We start from the raw sequence: 18,064 nt of genomic DNA, 5'->3' as shown, positions 1-18,064 counted from the left end.
TGTTTTAAAATTTTATGATATAAATTAATATTAATAATAGACTTAAATTAATAATTTATGTTTAGATTTATTTTTTAGGTAAGTGTAAACATTCTCCATTTACATCTGCCAAAGCTTCCATTAAAGCTTCTGAAGTACATGGATGACCAAATATCAACTCACTTGCTTCATCAGTAGGTATCTCTAACGCTTTAAATGATGCTGCATGATTTATAAGTTCTGCTACACCACATCCAAACATATGTATACCTAAAATTTCTCCATATTTAGCATCTGCTACTACTTTTACATATCCTTGTTCTTGACCAGAAGCTAAAGCTCTTCCATTTCCAGCAAAATTAAACTTACCAACTTTTACATTATATTTTTTTCTAGCATCCTCTTCTGTAATACCAACTGATGCTACTTCTGGAATTGTATAAACACAACTAGGTAATGCACCTAAGTCAACTTCTTTATTCACACCTAGAGCATTTGAAGCTGCTACCTCTCCCATTTTAAAAGCAGCATGAGCTAACATTACACCTCCAGTAACATCACCTACTGCATATATGCTTGGTATACTTGTTTCCATTTTACTATTTACAACTATTGAACCTTTATCTATTTTAATATCTAAGTCCTCTATGCCAGAAAGATTAGCTTCTCTTCCTATAGCATATAGACATAAATCTGCTTTTATTGGCTCTTCACCTTCAATGCACACTAATATGTTATTTCCTTCTTCTTTAAATTCAGAAACTTTCTTTTTAGTTAATACATTTATACCTTTTTTACTAAGAGAATATTTTAAAGATTCGCTTAACTCTTTATCCATTCTTGGGATTACTCTATCTTCCATTTCTACTATAGTTACTTTAGAACCTCTTGAATTGAATATCTCTGCAAATTCACAACCAATCACTCCACCACCAATTATTACTAATTTTTCTGGCACTGTTTCCAAATCTAATGCTTCTGTACTAGTTATTATTAAATTTGATTCTATTCCTTTTATAGGTAATATCCTTACTTTGGAACCTGTAGCAATTATTATATTTTCTGTATCTAAAACTTTTCCATCTGATAAAATTACTTTATGCTCTTCTTTAACACTAGCTTTAAGATTAAACACATCTACATCTCTACTTTTTAATAATCCGCCAACACCAGCTGTAAGTTTTTTAACTACTCTATTTTTATATTTTATGGCCTTCTTAATGTCCTGTTCTTTATCTACAGTTACTTTTACACCTCTCTTTGATAATTGGTCAATTTCTTCTAATATTTCTGCTGTTTTTATATAAGTCTTTGTAGGGATACAACCTCTATTTAAGCAAGTACCTCCTAGTATATTTTCTTCAACTAAAGCAACTCTTCCACCTAAAAGAGCTGCTTTTAATGCTGATAAATATCCCCCAGGTCCTCCTCCTATTACCACTACATCATAATCATGATTACACTCTTTTTTGTTTATTTTTTCTTCTTTAACTTCTATATTTTGATTCTCTTTAACTGTATCTTCTTTTGAAACATTTCCAGATAAATATTTAGCTTTTACTTCCTCTTGATTTTCCCCTTTTTCTGCTATTACACCTATTACTGTAAATACTGGTAATACTTCACCTTCCTCTTTATGTATGATTACAGCAAGTGTACCTTCTCCTTCTGACTCTATCTCCATATTAACTTTATCTGTTGTTATTTCTAGTATAGGTTCTCCAATCTTTACTTCTTCGCCTTCTTGCTTTAGCCAAGATACTATAGTACCTTCTTCCATGGCTACTCCTGCTTTTGGCATTATTACTTCTACTGACATAGGCTCTCCTCCTATTTATTTTCTTATATTTTAATTAAGCAAATCATATTCACATATAGTTACTGTTAAAAATAATTCTTAATATATAAAAGCTTTAAATTTACTGAAACAATTATAATAATATAATCTATTCAAACTATTTATATCAGTAACAAAATATCAAAACCTATACAAGCATTGATAAAGGATTTTCTAACAATTCTTTTAAATCTTTTAAGAATTTTGCAGCTACTGTTCCATCTATTACTCTATGGTCTGATGTTAATGATAAGTTCATTATAGGTTTTATTTTAGCCTCTCCATTTACTGGAACAAACTTATCTTGTGTAGCACCTACCCCTAAGATTGCACTTGAAGGCATATTTATTATAGGTGTAAATGTAGTTATACCATACATTCCAACATTACTTATTGTAAATGTATTACCTTCTTGGTCTGCTGGCATAAGTTTCCCTGTCTTTACTTTTTCCGCAAGTTCTTTGCTTTCTTTTGCTATTTCTTTTAAAGACTTTTTGTTTGCATTTTTTACTACCGGAACATATAAGCCTTCATCTAAACCAACTGCAATAGCTATATTTACATCTTTATATCTAAATATACCCTCATCTGTCCATGCTGAATTTAAGGCTTGATGATTTGGAAGTATTTTAGATACTGCCATTACTATTAAATCTGTCATAGTTAATTTTACTCCAGTTGATTCTTTTACTGTGTCGATTAACTTTGCTCTAAGTACCTTCAATTCTGTAGCATCTACTTCTATATTGAATGTAAATACAGGAGCACTAAAATAACTTTCTGACATTCGTTTTGCTACAGTAGCTCTCATTGGATTTGGCTTTTCAAATATTCCTTCTACTGTGTTAAACATTCTTGAATTTTCATTTTCAATTTTCAGCTCTTTTTTCTCACTAGATTTAGATGTATTAGTTGATACAATAGTTTCTTTTCCAGTTAATTTTTCCACATCACACTTTCTTATCTTTCCATTATATCCAGTACCTACAATAGTTTCTAAATCTATATTTAAATCTTCTGCTATTCTTCTAGCTAAAGGAGTAGTATTTGCTTTATTATCTTTTAAATAATTTAACACATCTACTAAATGAATCCTTCCATTTTCTCCACTTCCAATCAGCCTATCTAATTTTATATTGTCTTTTCTTGCCTGACTTCTAGCTGCTGGTGTGGCTTTTATTTTATTTGCCACCATATCTATCCCTCCTTATCTAACAATTAAAGATTTTATTGCTTCTTCTATTTCATCAACTCTTGGGACAACTGCTTTTTCTAACTCTGGATTATATGGTATTGGCACATCTTTTCCACAAATTCTTTTTACTGGAGCATCTAAATAATCAAATGATTCACTTTCTGTTATCAGGGCTGATATTTCTCCACCTAGCCCACCAGTCTTAGCTGCTTCATGGCAAATTAAAACTCTCCCAGTTTTACATACACTCTTTACTATAGTCTCTTTATCTAATGGATATAAAGTTCTTAAATCTATAATTTCAACATTTATATTTTCTTTTGATAGAGTCTCTGCTGCTTCTTCAACACTTTGTAACATTCTTCCATAAGTAATTACTGTAACATCAGTACCCTCTCTTTTAATATCTGCCTTTCCAATTTCAATTACATAATCATCTTCTGGCACAAAACCTTTTTTTCTGTATAACAATTTATTCTCAACAAATATGACTGGATTATTATCTCTTATAGCTGCTTTCAACAATCCCTTAGCATCTGCTGGTGTAGAAGGTGCAACTACTTTTACTCCTGGTACATGACAAAACCAAGCTTCTAAACTTTGTGAATGTTGCTCTGCTGAACCAGTTCCAGAACCTCCTGGACATCTAACAACCATTGGAACTTGTGCTTTTCCTCCAAACATATATCTCATTTTTGCCGCTTGATTTACAATTGCATCCATAGAAATTGTTACAAAGTCCATAAACATTACTTCCATAATAGGTCTTAAACCAGTTGCTGCTGCACCTGCTGCCGCTCCTGCTATAGCTGCTTCTGATATAGGAGTATCCCTTACTCTTTCTGGTCCAAATTCATCTATCATACCAACTGATACACCAAATGCTCCTCCATATATTCCTATATCTTCTCCCATAAATATTACATTTTCATCTCTTCTCATTTCTTCTGACATTGCTTCCTTTATTGCTTGTGCATATGTTAATTCCCTTGTACTCATTTTTATTTTCCTCCTTTACCATTCTTAGTCTGCATATACATCCTCTAATAAAGACTCTATTTTTGGATTTGGGCTATTTTGAGCAAACTCTACTGCATCTTCTATTGATTGCTTTGCAAATTCTTGAATCTTATCTAATTCATCTTCATTAGATAGATTATTTTCTATAAGATAATTTTTTAAAAATTCAATAGGGTCTTTTGCTTTCCATGATTCTATTTCTTCTTTTGTTCTATATACATTTGCATCTGATTTTGAATGACCTAACCATCTATAAGTTCTACTTTCAATTAATACAGGTCCTTCTCCTCTTCTACACTTCTCAGCAGCTTTTTGTACTGTTTCGTATACTTCTATTGGGTTATATCCATCTATTGATATTCCTTCTATTCCATAAGAAGCTGCTCTAGTGGCAATACTTTCTATATTCATATGACGTTTTATGCTTGTTGACATACCGTATAAATTATTCTCACAGTAAAATATTATTGGCAATTTCCATATTGAAGATAAATTTATTCCTTCATGAAAAGTACCTTCATTTGATGCTCCATCACCAAAACTACATAAAACTATTTTGCCTGTTTTTTTATACTGTTGTGTAAGTGCAGCTCCTGGAGCTATTGTAAGACCTCCACCTACAACTCCATTTGCTCCTAAGTTACCTGACTCAATATCTGCTATATGCATTGAGCCTCCTTTTCCCTTACAAAATCCAGTTTCTTTACCCATAAGTTCAGCCATCATTTTATTTAGGTCTATTCCCATTCCTATAAATTGACTATGTCCTCTATGAGTTAATGATACTAAATCTCCTTTTTCTAAAGCCATTACAGCCGCCACACTTGACGCTTCTTGACCTACAGATAAGTGAGTTGTTCCATGAACCATACCTCTTGCAAAAAACCAACTAACTTTCTCTTCAAATTTTCTAGCCTGATTCATTCTCTTATACATTTCAAGCAATGTTTCTTTTGATATTGACATATACATTCCCTCCTGTTAACTTTTATCTATCTTTCTATTAGTCACAATCTTCTAATAATTTAAGTGCTAAACTGTGATTAATTGCTAAACTATTTATAAATTTCGCTTTTAATGATGCCTTTATTGCCTCTATTTTTTCATCTCCTGAAGCGACACCTATTGTTCTTTTTATCTTTTTTAAATCTTCCAGTTTCACTCCTAATACTCTTTGATTAAATTCAAGTATAGAAGTTTTTCCTTCTTTATCAAAGGCTTGTAAACAAATTGCACCTATTGAGTTGTATTTTTTTAAATCTTCTATATCTGCTTCATTCATGTATCCAGAAGCCATTATTGTTGAGTTTAAACTCATAGGATTTCCTATACCCACAATTGCTATAGTTGTTTTATCTATTAAATCTAGTACTTCTTTAATTTTTTCGTCTTTGCAAAGTTTCTCTTTTGTAGACAAGTCAGACATAACAGCTGGAGCATGTAATAATTTAAAATCACCTCCAAAAGCCCTCGCTAAACTTACTGCTATTTGATTTGCATGAATATCTATTTCATTGTCTCCAATCCCTCCTAATAGAGGTATAAATGTAACATTTTTACAGTTACTTTTTTCCACATATCTTGGTATTTCTTTTAGTGTTGTTCCTATTGAAACACCTATTATATCATTTTCCTTTACTACTCTAGTTAAATATTCAGATACAGCTCTTGCTAGTTCTTGTTTTTGTGTTAGTGCATCCTGTTTATCATCTACTACTATTACTTCTTTTAATTTATATTTTCTCTCCAAACTTCTCTCTATTTTTTGGTAATCATTTTTCAAAACATCAACTATCTGTATTTTTACTATTCCTTGTTCAAAAGCTTCTTTTAATATTCTTGATATTGTTGGTCTTGATATTCCCAATTGATTTGCTATTTCCTGTTGATTCAAATTATCTTCGTAATAAAGTGAACAACACTTCATCATTAATCTTAAGTCTCCAATTTTTTTCATTTGCTTTCCTCCAAAATCAAGCTTTTCAATTATCTTTACATTTGTTCAATCATTTTACTTAATTTCAGTAACATTATAGAAGGGGTTCATATAAAAAGTCAACTGTTTTTTTGTATAACAAAAAAAAGGTGATACTTTTCTTGTACCACCACCTTCATAAATAGTTGAAAAATTGCTTCTTAGTGCATATTATATATTACTTCTAATTGTTAAATATCATCTCCATAAATTAAAAATTAATTGTCCACTTATAATGCTTTAAATAACAATAACTTATTAAATCATTTCTAAAAAACCAACCATTTCATCATTTAAAGTCTTCTTATATTTTTATTATTCGCTTCTCTAAAAATTCTTCAATAATCATAAATATATAATAGTTTTTATAGGGAACATTTACAATAGACCTTAATTAAACTTAAGACTTTATAAGAAACTTTTTCATTATTTAGTATTTAATTCATCAAGTATAGTACTATATTCTTTATCAAGCTTATAAAAAGACATTATGATAATTTGTAATATTGTTATAAATATAGGTAGGTATATAAAACATACTTTTATTGATACTATAGCTAAATCACTTTGAGTAGCTGATGTTCCTACATAACCACCAATTGATAATACTGCACCTAATATTGCTGAACCTAATCCATTTCCCACTTTAAACCCAAAACTAGATGCACTATTTATAAGCCCCTCAGTTCTATATCCAGTCTTCCATTCTCCATATTCAATAGTATCTGAAACAATAGCAAACATTGTTGATGCTATTCCAGCACTTCCTATTCCCTTTATAGCACTTGCAAATATTACTCCTATATGATTTTGTCCAACTATTATAAACATAACATTTGACGATATTAATATTATTGAACCTACTATTAATACATTTCTTTTTCCAAATTTTTTTATAAAAGGAGCAACCATAAACATAGCTATAATTTGGGATATATTTGAAACCATATTTATAGGACCAAATAATTTTTCATCTCCCAAAATAAACTTTGCATAATATACGGATGAACCACCATTTATCGCAAATACAATAAATATGCAAACTAAACATAATGTTATTTGTATCCAGTACTTATTTCTAAATAAAGATTTAATACCTATTTTAAATGGTATTACTTCATTCCTATCTTGCTTAACTGCTTTTACTCTTTCCTTGGTTCCAGTAAATGTTATAAAAAATACCATTATAGATGCTATTCCAAATACAAAGAATGTTTTAGTCCATGCTGATAAATTATTTCCAAAGTATTCAACTAGAGGTAGTGTAAGTCCATTTATTAGTAAGGTACCACAAGTGGCTAATATCATTCTAAATATACTTAATACTCCTCTTTCATACTGGTTTTGAGTTATAAGTGAATTTAGAGTTGCATAGGGTACATTGATTGCTGTATAAATAACAGTAGAAACTAAGTTATATGTAATAAAAATATAAATTAATTTAGAAGTGATACCAAGATTTGATGGAACAGAAAATAATAATACTGCTGCTATAGCAAAAGGAATCGCCATTCTCAAAATCCAAGGCCTAGCCTTACCGTATTTGGATTTAGTTCTATCCACTATAATTCCCATTGTTAAGTCACTAAACCCATCCAGTATCCTAGATACAAGCATAATACTACCTACAGCTGCTGCACTAACATCTGCATAATTAGTATAATAAAACAGCAAAAATGCTGACATAGCTGAGTATATGATATTGCACCCCAAATCCCCACAACCATAAGAAATTCTTTCAAAAAATGAAATCTTTTCATATCTAATCGTAGTTGCTTTAACATTAACTTCTGTATTCATAATACCATACTCCTTTTTGTAAGATTTGCCTTCTAATGTTTCTTATTTCAGAGCATAAGATTTACCTTTGCTCTGAAAATTTTAGTAATGATTTTATTAATCGACATCTTTTGATTCATCTACTATATATTCAAAAAAATCAAAATCAGCATAGTGTTTATGCTTTACACGATCTGCACAAGTTAATCCTATAAACGTACCTGTAAATTCTCCATATTTACAGTACTCATCTGAAAACTTAGTTGTATCAAATACCTTTCCTATTCTCTGGTAGTTTTTTTCATCATAACTCCATTCAAAATATGACTTACGACCTTGTACATACAGACGAAGATATATTGGTATATCTTTTATTGGTATCCTAGTATTTAAAAATTCCGTTTTCTCTCCATTTTCAAGATGTATTATTGATAGTGCACTTTGACCCAATGTTTCACTATAATACTTTCTTAAATTTATATAATTCATATTATCATAATACATTATCAAACCCGCACTATGCTGATGTACCTCTGGGTAAAACTCCATCTTAGTGGTTATTCTTGCATATACTGAAGTTAATTTTCTTGCCAATATGCTCACTTTATTTAATGATGTTCTTGATTCTTGTCCTCTAATCCTTACATATCCTGGTCTAGACTTAACATCTGCAAATGATAATGGTGAAATCCTAGGAGCATAGTACTGTAAACCTAATTCATTTGAATCAAAGTCATCAAAACTTGGTATAGATGAAACTAAATGTTCTTCTAGTTTACTTTCTGATACGTATTCTTTTGCCAAATTACTTTCATCTTCCATTCGAAGCCAATTATCCTTTGTCCATTTCATTTTTTGAATAGCTGTTTCTCTACCTAAAGTACACCTTAACTCTGGTACAAATGGTCTAGATGTTAGATGAACTAAATATACTTCACCTGATGTTGTTTCTATATAGCTTCCATGACCAGATTTTTGAAGTTTTGATTCTGGATTATAGTATTTAGGCTTTAGATGGTCAGGGTCATGTCTTTCATAAAAATCGCCTGGAATTGAAGTTACAATTGGATTCATTGAATCTTTTTCATAAGGTCCCCATATATTTTTAGCCCTTCCCATAGTTACACTATGACCATATCCAGTTCCACCTTCTGCACACATTATATAATAGTAATCTCCACGCTTTGTTATATGTGGTGCTTCAATACAACCTCTATCAGTTCCCCCTGACCATATTCTCTTTGGATATCCTACTATTTCTTTCTTTTTTGTACAGTATTCCACTAAACATATAACACCAGGTTTTTCATATCCTTCTCTAGTCTCCCAGTCTAATGATGCAATCCACTTTTTACCATCATCATCATGAAAAATAGACGCATCAAAACCTGATGAGTGTAGATATACTGGTTCACTCCACTCTCCCTTTATATCTTTTGATGTAATTAAATAATTATCAACATCAAAATATCTTGCATTCATAGAGTTCATAATTCCATAAACTATGTAAAATAAATCTTCTTCTTCACAATAAGTCAAACAAGGTGCCCAAATTCCTTTAGATGAAGGAAGCTTCTTCAAATCTATTTTTGTTTCATCTGTCAAAATATGAGTATATAACTCCCAATTTTTTAAGTCTTTAGAGTGATAAACAGGTATACCTGGAAACCATTCAAAAGATGAAACTACAAGATAATAATCATCTCCCTTTCTACAAATACAAGGATCTGGATTAAAACCTGGAAGTATAGGGTTTTTAATCATATCTTTTCCTCCAATTTTAGTTTAATATTCTATAGGATACCATTCTTGAGCTACACATTTGCCTAGGTCCCAACTATCCCATCCTATCCAACCTTCTTCATTAACTGTATCTAGTAATAACTTATAATTCCAATAGTAGTGACCACTTCCATTTCTCCATGCATCAAGCTGTGCTTTTGCTATCTTCCTATATAATTCTCTTTTATCGTCTTTTGATAATTTATCTATATTTGATTCAATCCCATTTAGAGGTGATTGACCTCCATTTGTATCTATACCACAAGCATATGAATTAAATAAGCTCCACTCCCCACATATAACAGGAAAATATTTTTGCATTTGTAAAATATCTTTAGCATAATTTTCTCTAATATATTTGAGATAGCTATCAATACTTTGTTCACATCCATCTGCTTCAGCTAACATCAAATATTGGTGTGTATCTAGAACAACATTTTTAAATTCTTCCTCTCTCATAAAGTCTTTCCATGCTTTTAATTCAAATGCATCATGAAATACTATAACGTTTTTCTCTCTCATATAAGGACGCATTACCTTATATGCTTTTATATAAAAATCACGTAAAAACTCTAATGAATTAGGTTTACTCCCCCTTGCCATCTCCTTATCTACAGCCTTAAACCGATTTGGAACATTCATTATGTTCCACATTCTTTCTGTTATAGGCTCATTTAAAATTTGGATTCCATACAATTCATGCCTCATCCCATAACGTTTTGCAAGTCTTTCTAATACATTTAATGTAAACGCTACATATTCTGGATTTTGTGACCAGCTACATATACCTGATATTCCTCCATTATCAAATCCATTTTGGCTTCCTGGAACTGTATGTAAGTCTATCAATATACTAAGCCCATACTTATCTGCCCAAGCAAATGCTTTATCAAGTTCTTTAACACATCCTATGAATGGTTCACAATCTCCAAAAATAAAGTATGGTACTGGTATACGAACTGAATTAAATCCCATAGATTTAATCGTTGCAAAATCTCTCTCTGTGATGTATTCACTACGATGAGTCTTAATTCTAGATTCATATGCCTCTCTTGAAAGCTGTCTTGGTAAATAGTATTCATCTTCAGCTTCTGTGCCTTCAAATAAACTTGAGGTCATCCATTTTTCTAAAACTAACCAACCTCCTAAATTTACACCTTTTATATACACATAAAATCCTCCCCTCTTATCTTATTTAAATAGGTATATTTTGCACTTATAATAAAATAATTTTTTTAAGTTATTTTAATATACAGTTATTATATTTGATTTTATCCGTTTTCTTAAGTATGTTTATTATCTAATTTATTAGTCTATATTATCTTTTTAATATTGAACATTATAAATTTACTATTTATAATTTAAAATTATAAGGAGGATATTATTATGAACAGAAATAATTTTTCACATGAAATAATTGAACCTATTGATAATTTAGATGTTAATTTCAAACTATTTGATGATAGTGGTAGTTATGTAGCAAATCATTGGCATAACTCATTAGAAATAATTTATATAACTTCTGGTGATTTACAAATTAACATGGAGGGTTACACTTATAATTTAAAAGCTAATGAGTGTATGTTCATTAATTCTGGAATTATTCACTCAACTAGATGTATTTATCAAAATACCTCTATATTATTGCAAGTACCATTGTCTTTTCTAAACAAATATATCCCTGATTTTAAAAATTGCTATTTTGACTTTAAGGTTAATGCCAATGACAATAACTATAAAAAAAATTCAAGTAAAGTTAAACTTATATTAGAAAACATGAGAGAAATTAAACTTAGTTCTCCTCCTGCAGCTAATCTGCTCTTTACAAGCTTATTATTTGAACTTTTATTTGAATTATATACAAACTTTAAAATATCTGTAGGTAATAAAAATATGAAAAAAACAGTACTTGATTTGTCAAAATTTGAACCAGTTTTAGAATATACAAAGATTAATTACAAAATGCCTATTTCTATTAACAAAATCGCTAAGGTAGCACACTTACAACCAGAATATTTTTGTAGAAAATTTAAACAGTATATGGGACAAACTTACTTAGAGTATTTAAATGATGTGCGTATTTCTCATATTTATAAAGATTTAATTAACACAAATGATACCTTATGCAGTATATTAGAAGCTCATGGATTTACTAATACAAAATTATTTTACAGAATTTTTAAGGAAAAATTTAAATGCACTCCTAAACATATAAGAAAAAAATCTACCTAAAATATGAGGTTATATGTTATTTATCTTTATAATAAAAAAAGTTTATCTTAAAATTTGATTAGAATAATCAATTTTGAGATAAACTCTTTTTTATTATAATTTATTTTTTATAAACTTTCTTCTTTATTTTGTAAATAAAGAAGTTAAATTAATGTATTAATATTTACATATTATTCATACAGTACTTATTCTTTTAATGCTGTAAGATTTATACTTAATGTTATCATAGGTACAATTACATAAATAAAGGCTGTAGCTGATGACACAATCCCAGAGTCATTCACTAAAAGAGTTACTAAACATCCTGCTATTGATGCTATAAATCCTTTAAATACAATTGGATACTCATCCATCAGTTGCTTAAAGTATCTAATCTGATTAATCATAAGAACTAAAATTACACCTATTCCAGTTAACAGTATATTTACCCATGCACTGGTTTGAGCTAGCTTTAAATTCATCTCTATCTTTCTACTAAATGTTTGTATTATTTCTCCTGGTCCATTAAAGTAAATTTCTTTTACAAACATACCTAAATGTGAATTACTTCCCAAAATCATATCTATTGCTACAAAAACTCCTAATACAAATACTACTGCTATACCTAATAATACGATTTTTTTGAAATCTATCTTTACATTATATATCAATAGTATAAATAGTAAAAATGCAACACATTCAGAAATAGCACTTCCAACATTTGCTCCCATAATTGGAGATGCACTTGTAATTAAGATAACCAAAGAAAAAACTATTATAGACCACTTTGGTATATTTTTATATGTAAGTAAAATTGCAAATGTAAATATTGCACTACCGATTGCCACACCTTGATACTCATTTCCTACTCCATAATATCTAGCTCCAATTATACAATCATAACTCATAACATTGCTTTTCATTAAATATGAGCCAAACCCAGCATCAATAACCATAATTACTATGGTTAATCCAGTAAAAAACAGCATGTTTTTTAAATCGTTCTTTATTAAAACTTTACTTATAAGATATATAGTAAGTGTTATTATAATTATTCCTAAAGATATTGCTAATGGTGTTTTGAAATTCATTATTGGTGTTATCATAAATGACAGTGGCATTACTATTCCTATTTTTAAAAGTTCCTTTAATATAAAAAATGTTGTTTCTTTATAATTTTTTGATATATGCTTTCTAAATAAAATTGCAATCATAGCAACTATCCATGACAAGAAAACTATACTTACAAAACCATTCAGTATTGTAGACCTTATGCTTGAAATAGATACTATCTTTTGATATTCATCCATCAAAAATTCTTTATTATCATCTCTGTTAATAAGTTCATATTTTCTTCCAACCATATTTTGATTTTTTATATTAAAGTTGTCTAATATTTCAACCCCAACATCTAAATTTGTTACAATACCTTCTCTTCTAGTAGTTGAAGATGATAATATACCTTTCCCTTCTCCATTTAATTTTATTATTGGCGAAAGTCTTCTTTTATTTTTATAATCTAAATCACTTGGAAATGCACTTGCTATGTAGACAGTGTCATTTTCTTCAACCATAGAAAATATATTTTTTAAATATATATCTATATTTTTTTCTATGTTATCTTTCATACTCTCATATGTTTTTTCATTTAAATTTGGTTTATATAAATCTAATCTATATGTGTCTCCAAGCTCCACAAAAATCACATCATTATTTTTGTAAGCTTCTTTAGTCTCTACAATCAATTTATCATAATCAGTTGATATTCCATAAGGCATAGATAAGTCTTTTTTATTTATAGTATCTACATTTCCATTAGGTATTCTTCCATATTCATCCATTGCAGTTAGACATAAGTTTCTATTTTTTATAAGTTGACCATTTTCAATTATATCTGAATTACCCAATACAGATGCTTTTAATCCATTATCAGATAAACTTTGTCCTAATGACCCTAATACAGAACCATACTCTCCAAAGTTTAAATTTTCATTTATAGACTTATTTATAGTTAAATTATTTATACCTTTTGCACTTTTTCCTGTAGCTGATTCAAAAACTATATTTCTATCCTTACTCGAGCTTTCAAAATTAATATCTTCTTCATTAGCCACATTAGCTCTACCACCAGCACCCATACTAGCATATGACCTTCTATCATCACTTCCTTTATCGCCTCTTATATTCATCAAGCCAATATACCCTCTATTGTCTAGTTCTTCTCTTAATGATTTTATTCTTAACATATTACTCATACTAGTTCTATTCATATCTATAAATATTACTTTTCCACGTGTTGATATATCATCTGCAAAACTATACTGACTTGCTGATGTTAATATTATGATAAATGTTGCTAAGAAAGATATAATCTTTTTTCTCATAAATTCTCCCTGCTTTCTGATTTAAATCCCCATCTTTAAGAATACATTAAACATTATCGTTATAAATAAATAAATTTGGACCATCTATTTAAAATAAACAGCCCAAATTATAGGTTTCTTTGAACATATTAATTTTTAGGTTTTGCAAATATCATTCTACCTGCAGGAGTTTGAAGAACAGAAGTAACGAGTACTTTTATAGTCTCATTCATATATTTTCTTCCTCCATCAACAACTATCATAGTTCCATCATCTAGATATGCAACACCTTGTTGAGCCTCTTTTCCTTCTTTAACCACTTGAACAACCATATCTTCACCTGGTATAGCAACTGGTTTTATAGCATTAGCTAACTCATTTATATTTAATACTTCAACACCTTGGAATTGAGCAACTTTATTTAAGTTATAATCATTTGTAACAACTTTTCCATTTAAAACCTGAGCAAGCTTTAATAATTTACTATCAACTTCTGCTATATCATCAAAGTCTCTCTCACTTATTTCAACTTCTATATTTAATTCTTTCTGAATTATATTTAATATATCCAGACCTCTTCTACCTCTTACTCTTTTTAAATCATCTGAAGAATCTGCAATATGTCTTAGTTCCTCCAAAACAAAAGCAGGAATAATAAGTTTTCCTTCTATAAACCCAGTCTTACAAATATCAGCTATTCTTCCATCAATTATTACACTTGTATCCAATACTTTTGGAGGAATGGCTTTTACTTCTTTTTTATTTTCTTTATCCTTATCTTTATCCTTAATAGGATTTGCTAATCTTCCTAGTTTTCCAATATTAAATAAATCATTTTTACTTTTAAGCGCAACTTTCATTCCAAGATATCCTAGGAATAAATATAATAGTAAGGATAGTATTCCACCTACTATTGGTATTCTATTTACTAATCCACTTAATAAATACGCAATAACAAATCCTACTATAAGACCCATAGACCCTAACAATATATCAGTCTGAGGATATTTTGACAATTCTTTATCCACTATTTTAGCAATTTCTTTTACTTTATTTACAACCCATGGTTCTATAAGATATCCTAAAATGGCTATTATTATACCTGCTACTACAGCTGCGATATAACCATATGTTTCTTTTCCAAATGTTAATATTTCAAAATCTTTCATTAATGTTAAATAGGTTGTTATACCTATTGTAAATCCAAGTAAAATAAACAATATTCTTGTTACTTTCCTTATCAATGCTTCACCCCCTAGTTATACTTATCTATTATAGACCAAAGTGTATATTATATTCAAGAAAAAAGTAGTAAAATTCATTTAAAATTCATCATATGTGTCTATCTAATAAGACTAATTGTTTCATTTTTATGAGTCCATTTTTTATATATGTTGCTCTTATTTCACCTATTCCTTCAACCTCATCTAATTCTTCAATAGATGCATCTAAAATTTGTTGAAAGTTTTCAAAATAATTTACTAAGTTTTCTATTATTGCTGTTGGTAGTCTATGTATTTTGCTAAGAATCCTATAACCTCTTGTTTTTATAGGCATATCCATACTTTCTGAAAAACCACTATACCCTAATAGTTTTGCCATATTGACCAATTCTATTAGTTCTTCTGAATTTAAATTTTTGACCTTTTTCATAAGTTCTTTTATTTCTGTGTTTTCTTTATTATAATCTTTGAATATTAATTTCTGGTCTATTCTGGTTGTACCCATTAATTCTTCTAATTGCATACTTACTAAAGTTCCTTCATCACCCAATTCTATCACATATTTTTCAATTATACTTGTAACTCTCATTACCATTTCCATCTTTTGCATGACTAATGCAACATCATAAATAGTTACCAAATCATTAAACTCTAAGGCATTTAAATTTGTTACAGCTTGGTCCAATACTGTCTTATATTTTTCCAGAGTTTGTATAGCCTGATTTGCCTTAGTAAATATCTTAGATATATCTTCGACTACATACTTCTCATTTCCTCTATAAACTGTTATAACATTTCTTCTTTGTGAAATTCCTATGACTATAGCACCAGTTTGTTTTGCTACTCTTTCTGCTGTTCTATGTCTTGTTCCTGTCTCTGATGTTTCTATAAAATAGTCAGGTATAAGTTGTGCATTAGCAAATAATATTTTCTTTACATCACCACTTAAAACTATAGCTCCATCCATTTTAGCTAATTCATATAGATATGATGGTGAATATTCTGCATTTATAGCAAATCCTCCATCTACTATTTTCATTACATCTTCGTTTGTTGCAATTACAATTAATCCACCAGTCTTAGCTCTTAGTACATTGTTTAGACCTAATCTAAGTGGAGTTCCAGGAGATATCATTTTTAATGCATATAGCATATTTTTATTATCTAGAAAATTCTCCATATTTATTGATTCCTCCCAAGTACTATATTTATAGCTTGTCTTAAGTTATCTACTGGCCATATTTCTATGCCTTTGGTCTCTTTTACAACATCATAATTACTTCTAGGAACTACTATCTTTTTAAATCCAAGTTTTTTACACTCAGCTATTCTCTTTTCTATAAAGCTTACTGCTCTAACTTCTCCTGTAAGTCCCACTTCTCCTGTAACAGCTATATCTTCATCTATCGGTATATTTCTAAAACTAGATGCTACAGAAATGGCTATCCCTAAATCAATTGAGGGTTCATTTATCTTTATTCCTCCAACTATGTTTATATAGACATCTTGATTTTGTATTTGCAAACCAACACGTTTTTCTAATACTGCTAATAACATACCTACTCTATTGTAATCGACTCCTGTAGATGTTCTTTTTGGTATACCAAAACTTGTAGGAGAAACTAATGCTTGCAATTCAAGTAACATTGGTCTCGTACCTTCTACAGTAGATATTATTACTGAACCTGCTACATCTTTTGGTTTTTCAGAGATTAAAATTTTAGATGGATTATCAAGTTCTACTAATCCTAAATCCCTCATTTCAAACACTCCAAGTTCATTAGTTGAACCAAATCGATTTTTAACAGCTCTTACTAATCTATAAGTATTATATCTTTCTCCTTCAAAATATAGAACAGTATCAACCATATGCTCTAATAATTTTGGTCCTGCTAGTGAACCTTCTTTTGTAACATGCCCAACTATGAACGTTGAAATTCCCATTTTTTTAGAAATTTTCATGAATTTTGAAGTACCTTCTTTAATTTGGCTGACAGTTCCTGGTGCCGAGGATATTTCTGGACTGAAGACAGTTTGAATTGAGTCTAGAATTATTAATTCTGGATTTACACTTTCTAAATAAGATTCAATTATACTTAAATTATTTTCAGCAAATATATATAAATTTTCTGAGTTAATACCTAATCTTTTAGCTCTCATTTTTATTTGAGATTCTGATTCTTCTCCAGTTATATATAAAACAGTTTTTCCTAAATTGGCAACATTACTAGATACTTGGATTAAAAGTGTTGATTTACCTATACCAGGGTCACCACCAACAAGCACTAAAGAGCCTTTAACTATACCTCCTCCAAGCACTCTATCTAATTCATTTATATCTGTTGTAAACCGCTCTTCTTCTTTACTCTCTATTGAGTTTATACTGACTGGTTTAGATGAAGATTTATCTATTATAAAGACCTCTTTTTTGGTGCTTTTTTGGTCTATTTCTTCTACAAATGTATTCCATTTTGTACATTCTGGACATTTACCAAGCCATTTAGCTGTTTCATATCCGCAAGATTGACATACATATTTTGTTTTTATTTTTGCCATACTTTTATCATCCTTAATTTTTTATTCTATACTATAATTTTAGCATATCTGAAAGACAATATGTAAAGATTAAATAAAATAATTAAGGACAATGAATTATTATAGATTCATTGCCCTTAAAATTTTGTTTAGATTATAAAACTT

Annotated in this window: 13 protein-coding genes; 1 reads left to right on the top strand and 12 read right to left on the bottom strand. The window is 29.4% G+C overall.

Translation table 11 applies throughout. From position 1 onward, the window contains the following. Positions 1–67 precede the first annotated feature (67 nt). From lpdA to CDIF1296T_RS00450, 8 genes are all read right to left on the bottom strand, one after another. Entirely contained in the window at positions 68–1,798 is a 1,731-nt protein-coding gene (gene lpdA, locus CDIF1296T_RS00485; RefSeq protein WP_009895169.1) for a dihydrolipoyl dehydrogenase, read from the bottom strand. 166 nt (positions 1,799–1,964) lie between these two features. After that, on the bottom strand, positions 1,965–3,011 hold the full coding sequence (locus CDIF1296T_RS00480) for a 2-oxo acid dehydrogenase subunit E2 (RefSeq protein ID WP_009895167.1): 1,047 nt from the start codon (positions 3,009–3,011) through the stop codon (positions 1,965–1,967). A 12-nt stretch (positions 3,012–3,023) separates the two neighbouring features. Next, a complete protein-coding gene (locus tag CDIF1296T_RS00475; RefSeq protein WP_004453964.1) occupies positions 3,024–4,010 on the bottom strand; it encodes an alpha-ketoacid dehydrogenase subunit beta in 987 nt (328 codons plus the stop codon). Between the two features lie 24 nt (positions 4,011–4,034). Further along, on the bottom strand, positions 4,035–4,997 hold the full coding sequence (locus tag CDIF1296T_RS00470; protein ID WP_009887810.1) for a thiamine pyrophosphate-dependent dehydrogenase E1 component subunit alpha: 963 nt from the start codon (positions 4,995–4,997) through the stop codon (positions 4,035–4,037). Between the two features lie 37 nt (positions 4,998–5,034). Beyond that, positions 5,035–5,988 (bottom strand): sugar-binding transcriptional regulator, encoded by a 954-nt coding sequence (locus CDIF1296T_RS00465; RefSeq protein ID WP_004453966.1) that lies wholly within the window; start codon positions 5,986–5,988, stop codon positions 5,035–5,037. Positions 5,989–6,432: 444 nt separating this feature from the next. Next, a complete protein-coding gene (locus tag CDIF1296T_RS00460) occupies positions 6,433–7,806 on the bottom strand; it encodes an MFS transporter (protein WP_009895164.1) in 1,374 nt (457 codons plus the stop codon). A gap of 96 nt (positions 7,807–7,902) precedes the next feature. Then, complete coding sequence (locus CDIF1296T_RS00455; RefSeq protein WP_009895162.1) at positions 7,903–9,549, bottom strand: glycoside hydrolase family 43 protein; 1,647 nt, start codon at positions 9,547–9,549, stop codon at positions 7,903–7,905. Positions 9,550–9,570: 21 nt separating this feature from the next. Then, the gene (locus tag CDIF1296T_RS00450) at positions 9,571–10,737 is read right to left on the bottom strand and encodes a glycoside hydrolase family 5 protein (RefSeq protein WP_018112587.1); all 1,167 of its coding nucleotides are present in this window, start codon (positions 10,735–10,737) and stop codon (positions 9,571–9,573) included. A gap of 216 nt (positions 10,738–10,953) precedes the next feature. Here CDIF1296T_RS00450 and CDIF1296T_RS00445 point away from each other — a divergent pair, with 216 nt between their 5' ends. After that, positions 10,954–11,799: an AraC family transcriptional regulator gene (locus CDIF1296T_RS00445; RefSeq protein ID WP_004453971.1), complete on the top strand. Its 846-nt coding sequence runs from the start codon at positions 10,954–10,956 to the stop codon at positions 11,797–11,799. 185 nt (positions 11,800–11,984) lie between these two features. Here CDIF1296T_RS00445 and CDIF1296T_RS00440 read toward each other — a convergent pair whose 3' ends face one another. From CDIF1296T_RS00440 to radA, 4 genes are all read right to left on the bottom strand, one after another. After that, on the bottom strand, positions 11,985–14,162 hold the full coding sequence (locus CDIF1296T_RS00440; protein ID WP_009895159.1) for a hypothetical protein: 2,178 nt from the start codon (positions 14,160–14,162) through the stop codon (positions 11,985–11,987). Positions 14,163–14,290: 128 nt separating this feature from the next. Then, complete coding sequence (locus tag CDIF1296T_RS00435) at positions 14,291–15,385, bottom strand: PIN/TRAM domain-containing protein (RefSeq protein ID WP_009887799.1); 1,095 nt, start codon at positions 15,383–15,385, stop codon at positions 14,291–14,293. Positions 15,386–15,473: 88 nt separating this feature from the next. Continuing rightward, complete coding sequence (disA, locus tag CDIF1296T_RS00430; RefSeq protein ID WP_004453975.1) at positions 15,474–16,544, bottom strand: DNA integrity scanning diadenylate cyclase DisA; 1,071 nt, start codon at positions 16,542–16,544, stop codon at positions 15,474–15,476. 2 nt (positions 16,545–16,546) lie between these two features. Continuing rightward, on the bottom strand, positions 16,547–17,920 hold the full coding sequence (gene radA / locus CDIF1296T_RS00425; RefSeq protein ID WP_004453976.1) for a DNA repair protein RadA: 1,374 nt from the start codon (positions 17,918–17,920) through the stop codon (positions 16,547–16,549). Positions 17,921–18,064: the final 144 nt, after the last annotated feature.

Source organism: Clostridioides difficile ATCC 9689 = DSM 1296 (genome assembly GCF_001077535.1).
Taxonomy (GTDB): Bacteria; Bacillota; Clostridia; order Peptostreptococcales; family Peptostreptococcaceae; genus Clostridioides; species Clostridioides difficile.
Note: the sequence above shows the minus strand (reverse complement) of the source record. Positions and strands in the feature narration are given on the sequence as shown.

What these genes read in the sequence shown, in the direction of transcription:
- disA (WP_004453975.1), bottom strand. Translation starts at nt 16,544, where the DNA reads ATGGAGAATTTTCTAGATAATAAAAATATGCTATATGCATTAAAAATG.
- CDIF1296T_RS00475 (WP_004453964.1), bottom strand. Translation starts at nt 4,010, where the DNA reads ATGAGTACAAGGGAATTAACATATGCACAAGCAATAAAGGAAGCAATG.
- radA (WP_004453976.1), bottom strand. Translation starts at nt 17,920, where the DNA reads ATGGCAAAAATAAAAACAAAATATGTATGTCAATCTTGCGGATATGAA.
- CDIF1296T_RS00460 (WP_009895164.1), bottom strand. Translation starts at nt 7,806, where the DNA reads ATGAATACAGAAGTTAATGTTAAAGCAACTACGATTAGATATGAAAAG.
- CDIF1296T_RS00480 (WP_009895167.1), bottom strand. Translation starts at nt 3,011, where the DNA reads ATGGTGGCAAATAAAATAAAAGCCACACCAGCAGCTAGAAGTCAGGCA.
- lpdA (WP_009895169.1), bottom strand. Translation starts at nt 1,798, where the DNA reads ATGTCAGTAGAAGTAATAATGCCAAAAGCAGGAGTAGCCATGGAAGAA.
- CDIF1296T_RS00470 (WP_009887810.1), bottom strand. Translation starts at nt 4,997, where the DNA reads ATGTCAATATCAAAAGAAACATTGCTTGAAATGTATAAGAGAATGAAT.
- CDIF1296T_RS00455 (WP_009895162.1), bottom strand. Translation starts at nt 9,549, where the DNA reads ATGATTAAAAACCCTATACTTCCAGGTTTTAATCCAGATCCTTGTATT.
- CDIF1296T_RS00440 (WP_009895159.1), bottom strand. Translation starts at nt 14,162, where the DNA reads ATGAGAAAAAAGATTATATCTTTCTTAGCAACATTTATCATAATATTA.
- CDIF1296T_RS00445 (WP_004453971.1), top strand. Translation starts at nt 10,954, where the DNA reads ATGAACAGAAATAATTTTTCACATGAAATAATTGAACCTATTGATAAT.
- CDIF1296T_RS00465 (WP_004453966.1), bottom strand. Translation starts at nt 5,988, where the DNA reads ATGAAAAAAATTGGAGACTTAAGATTAATGATGAAGTGTTGTTCACTT.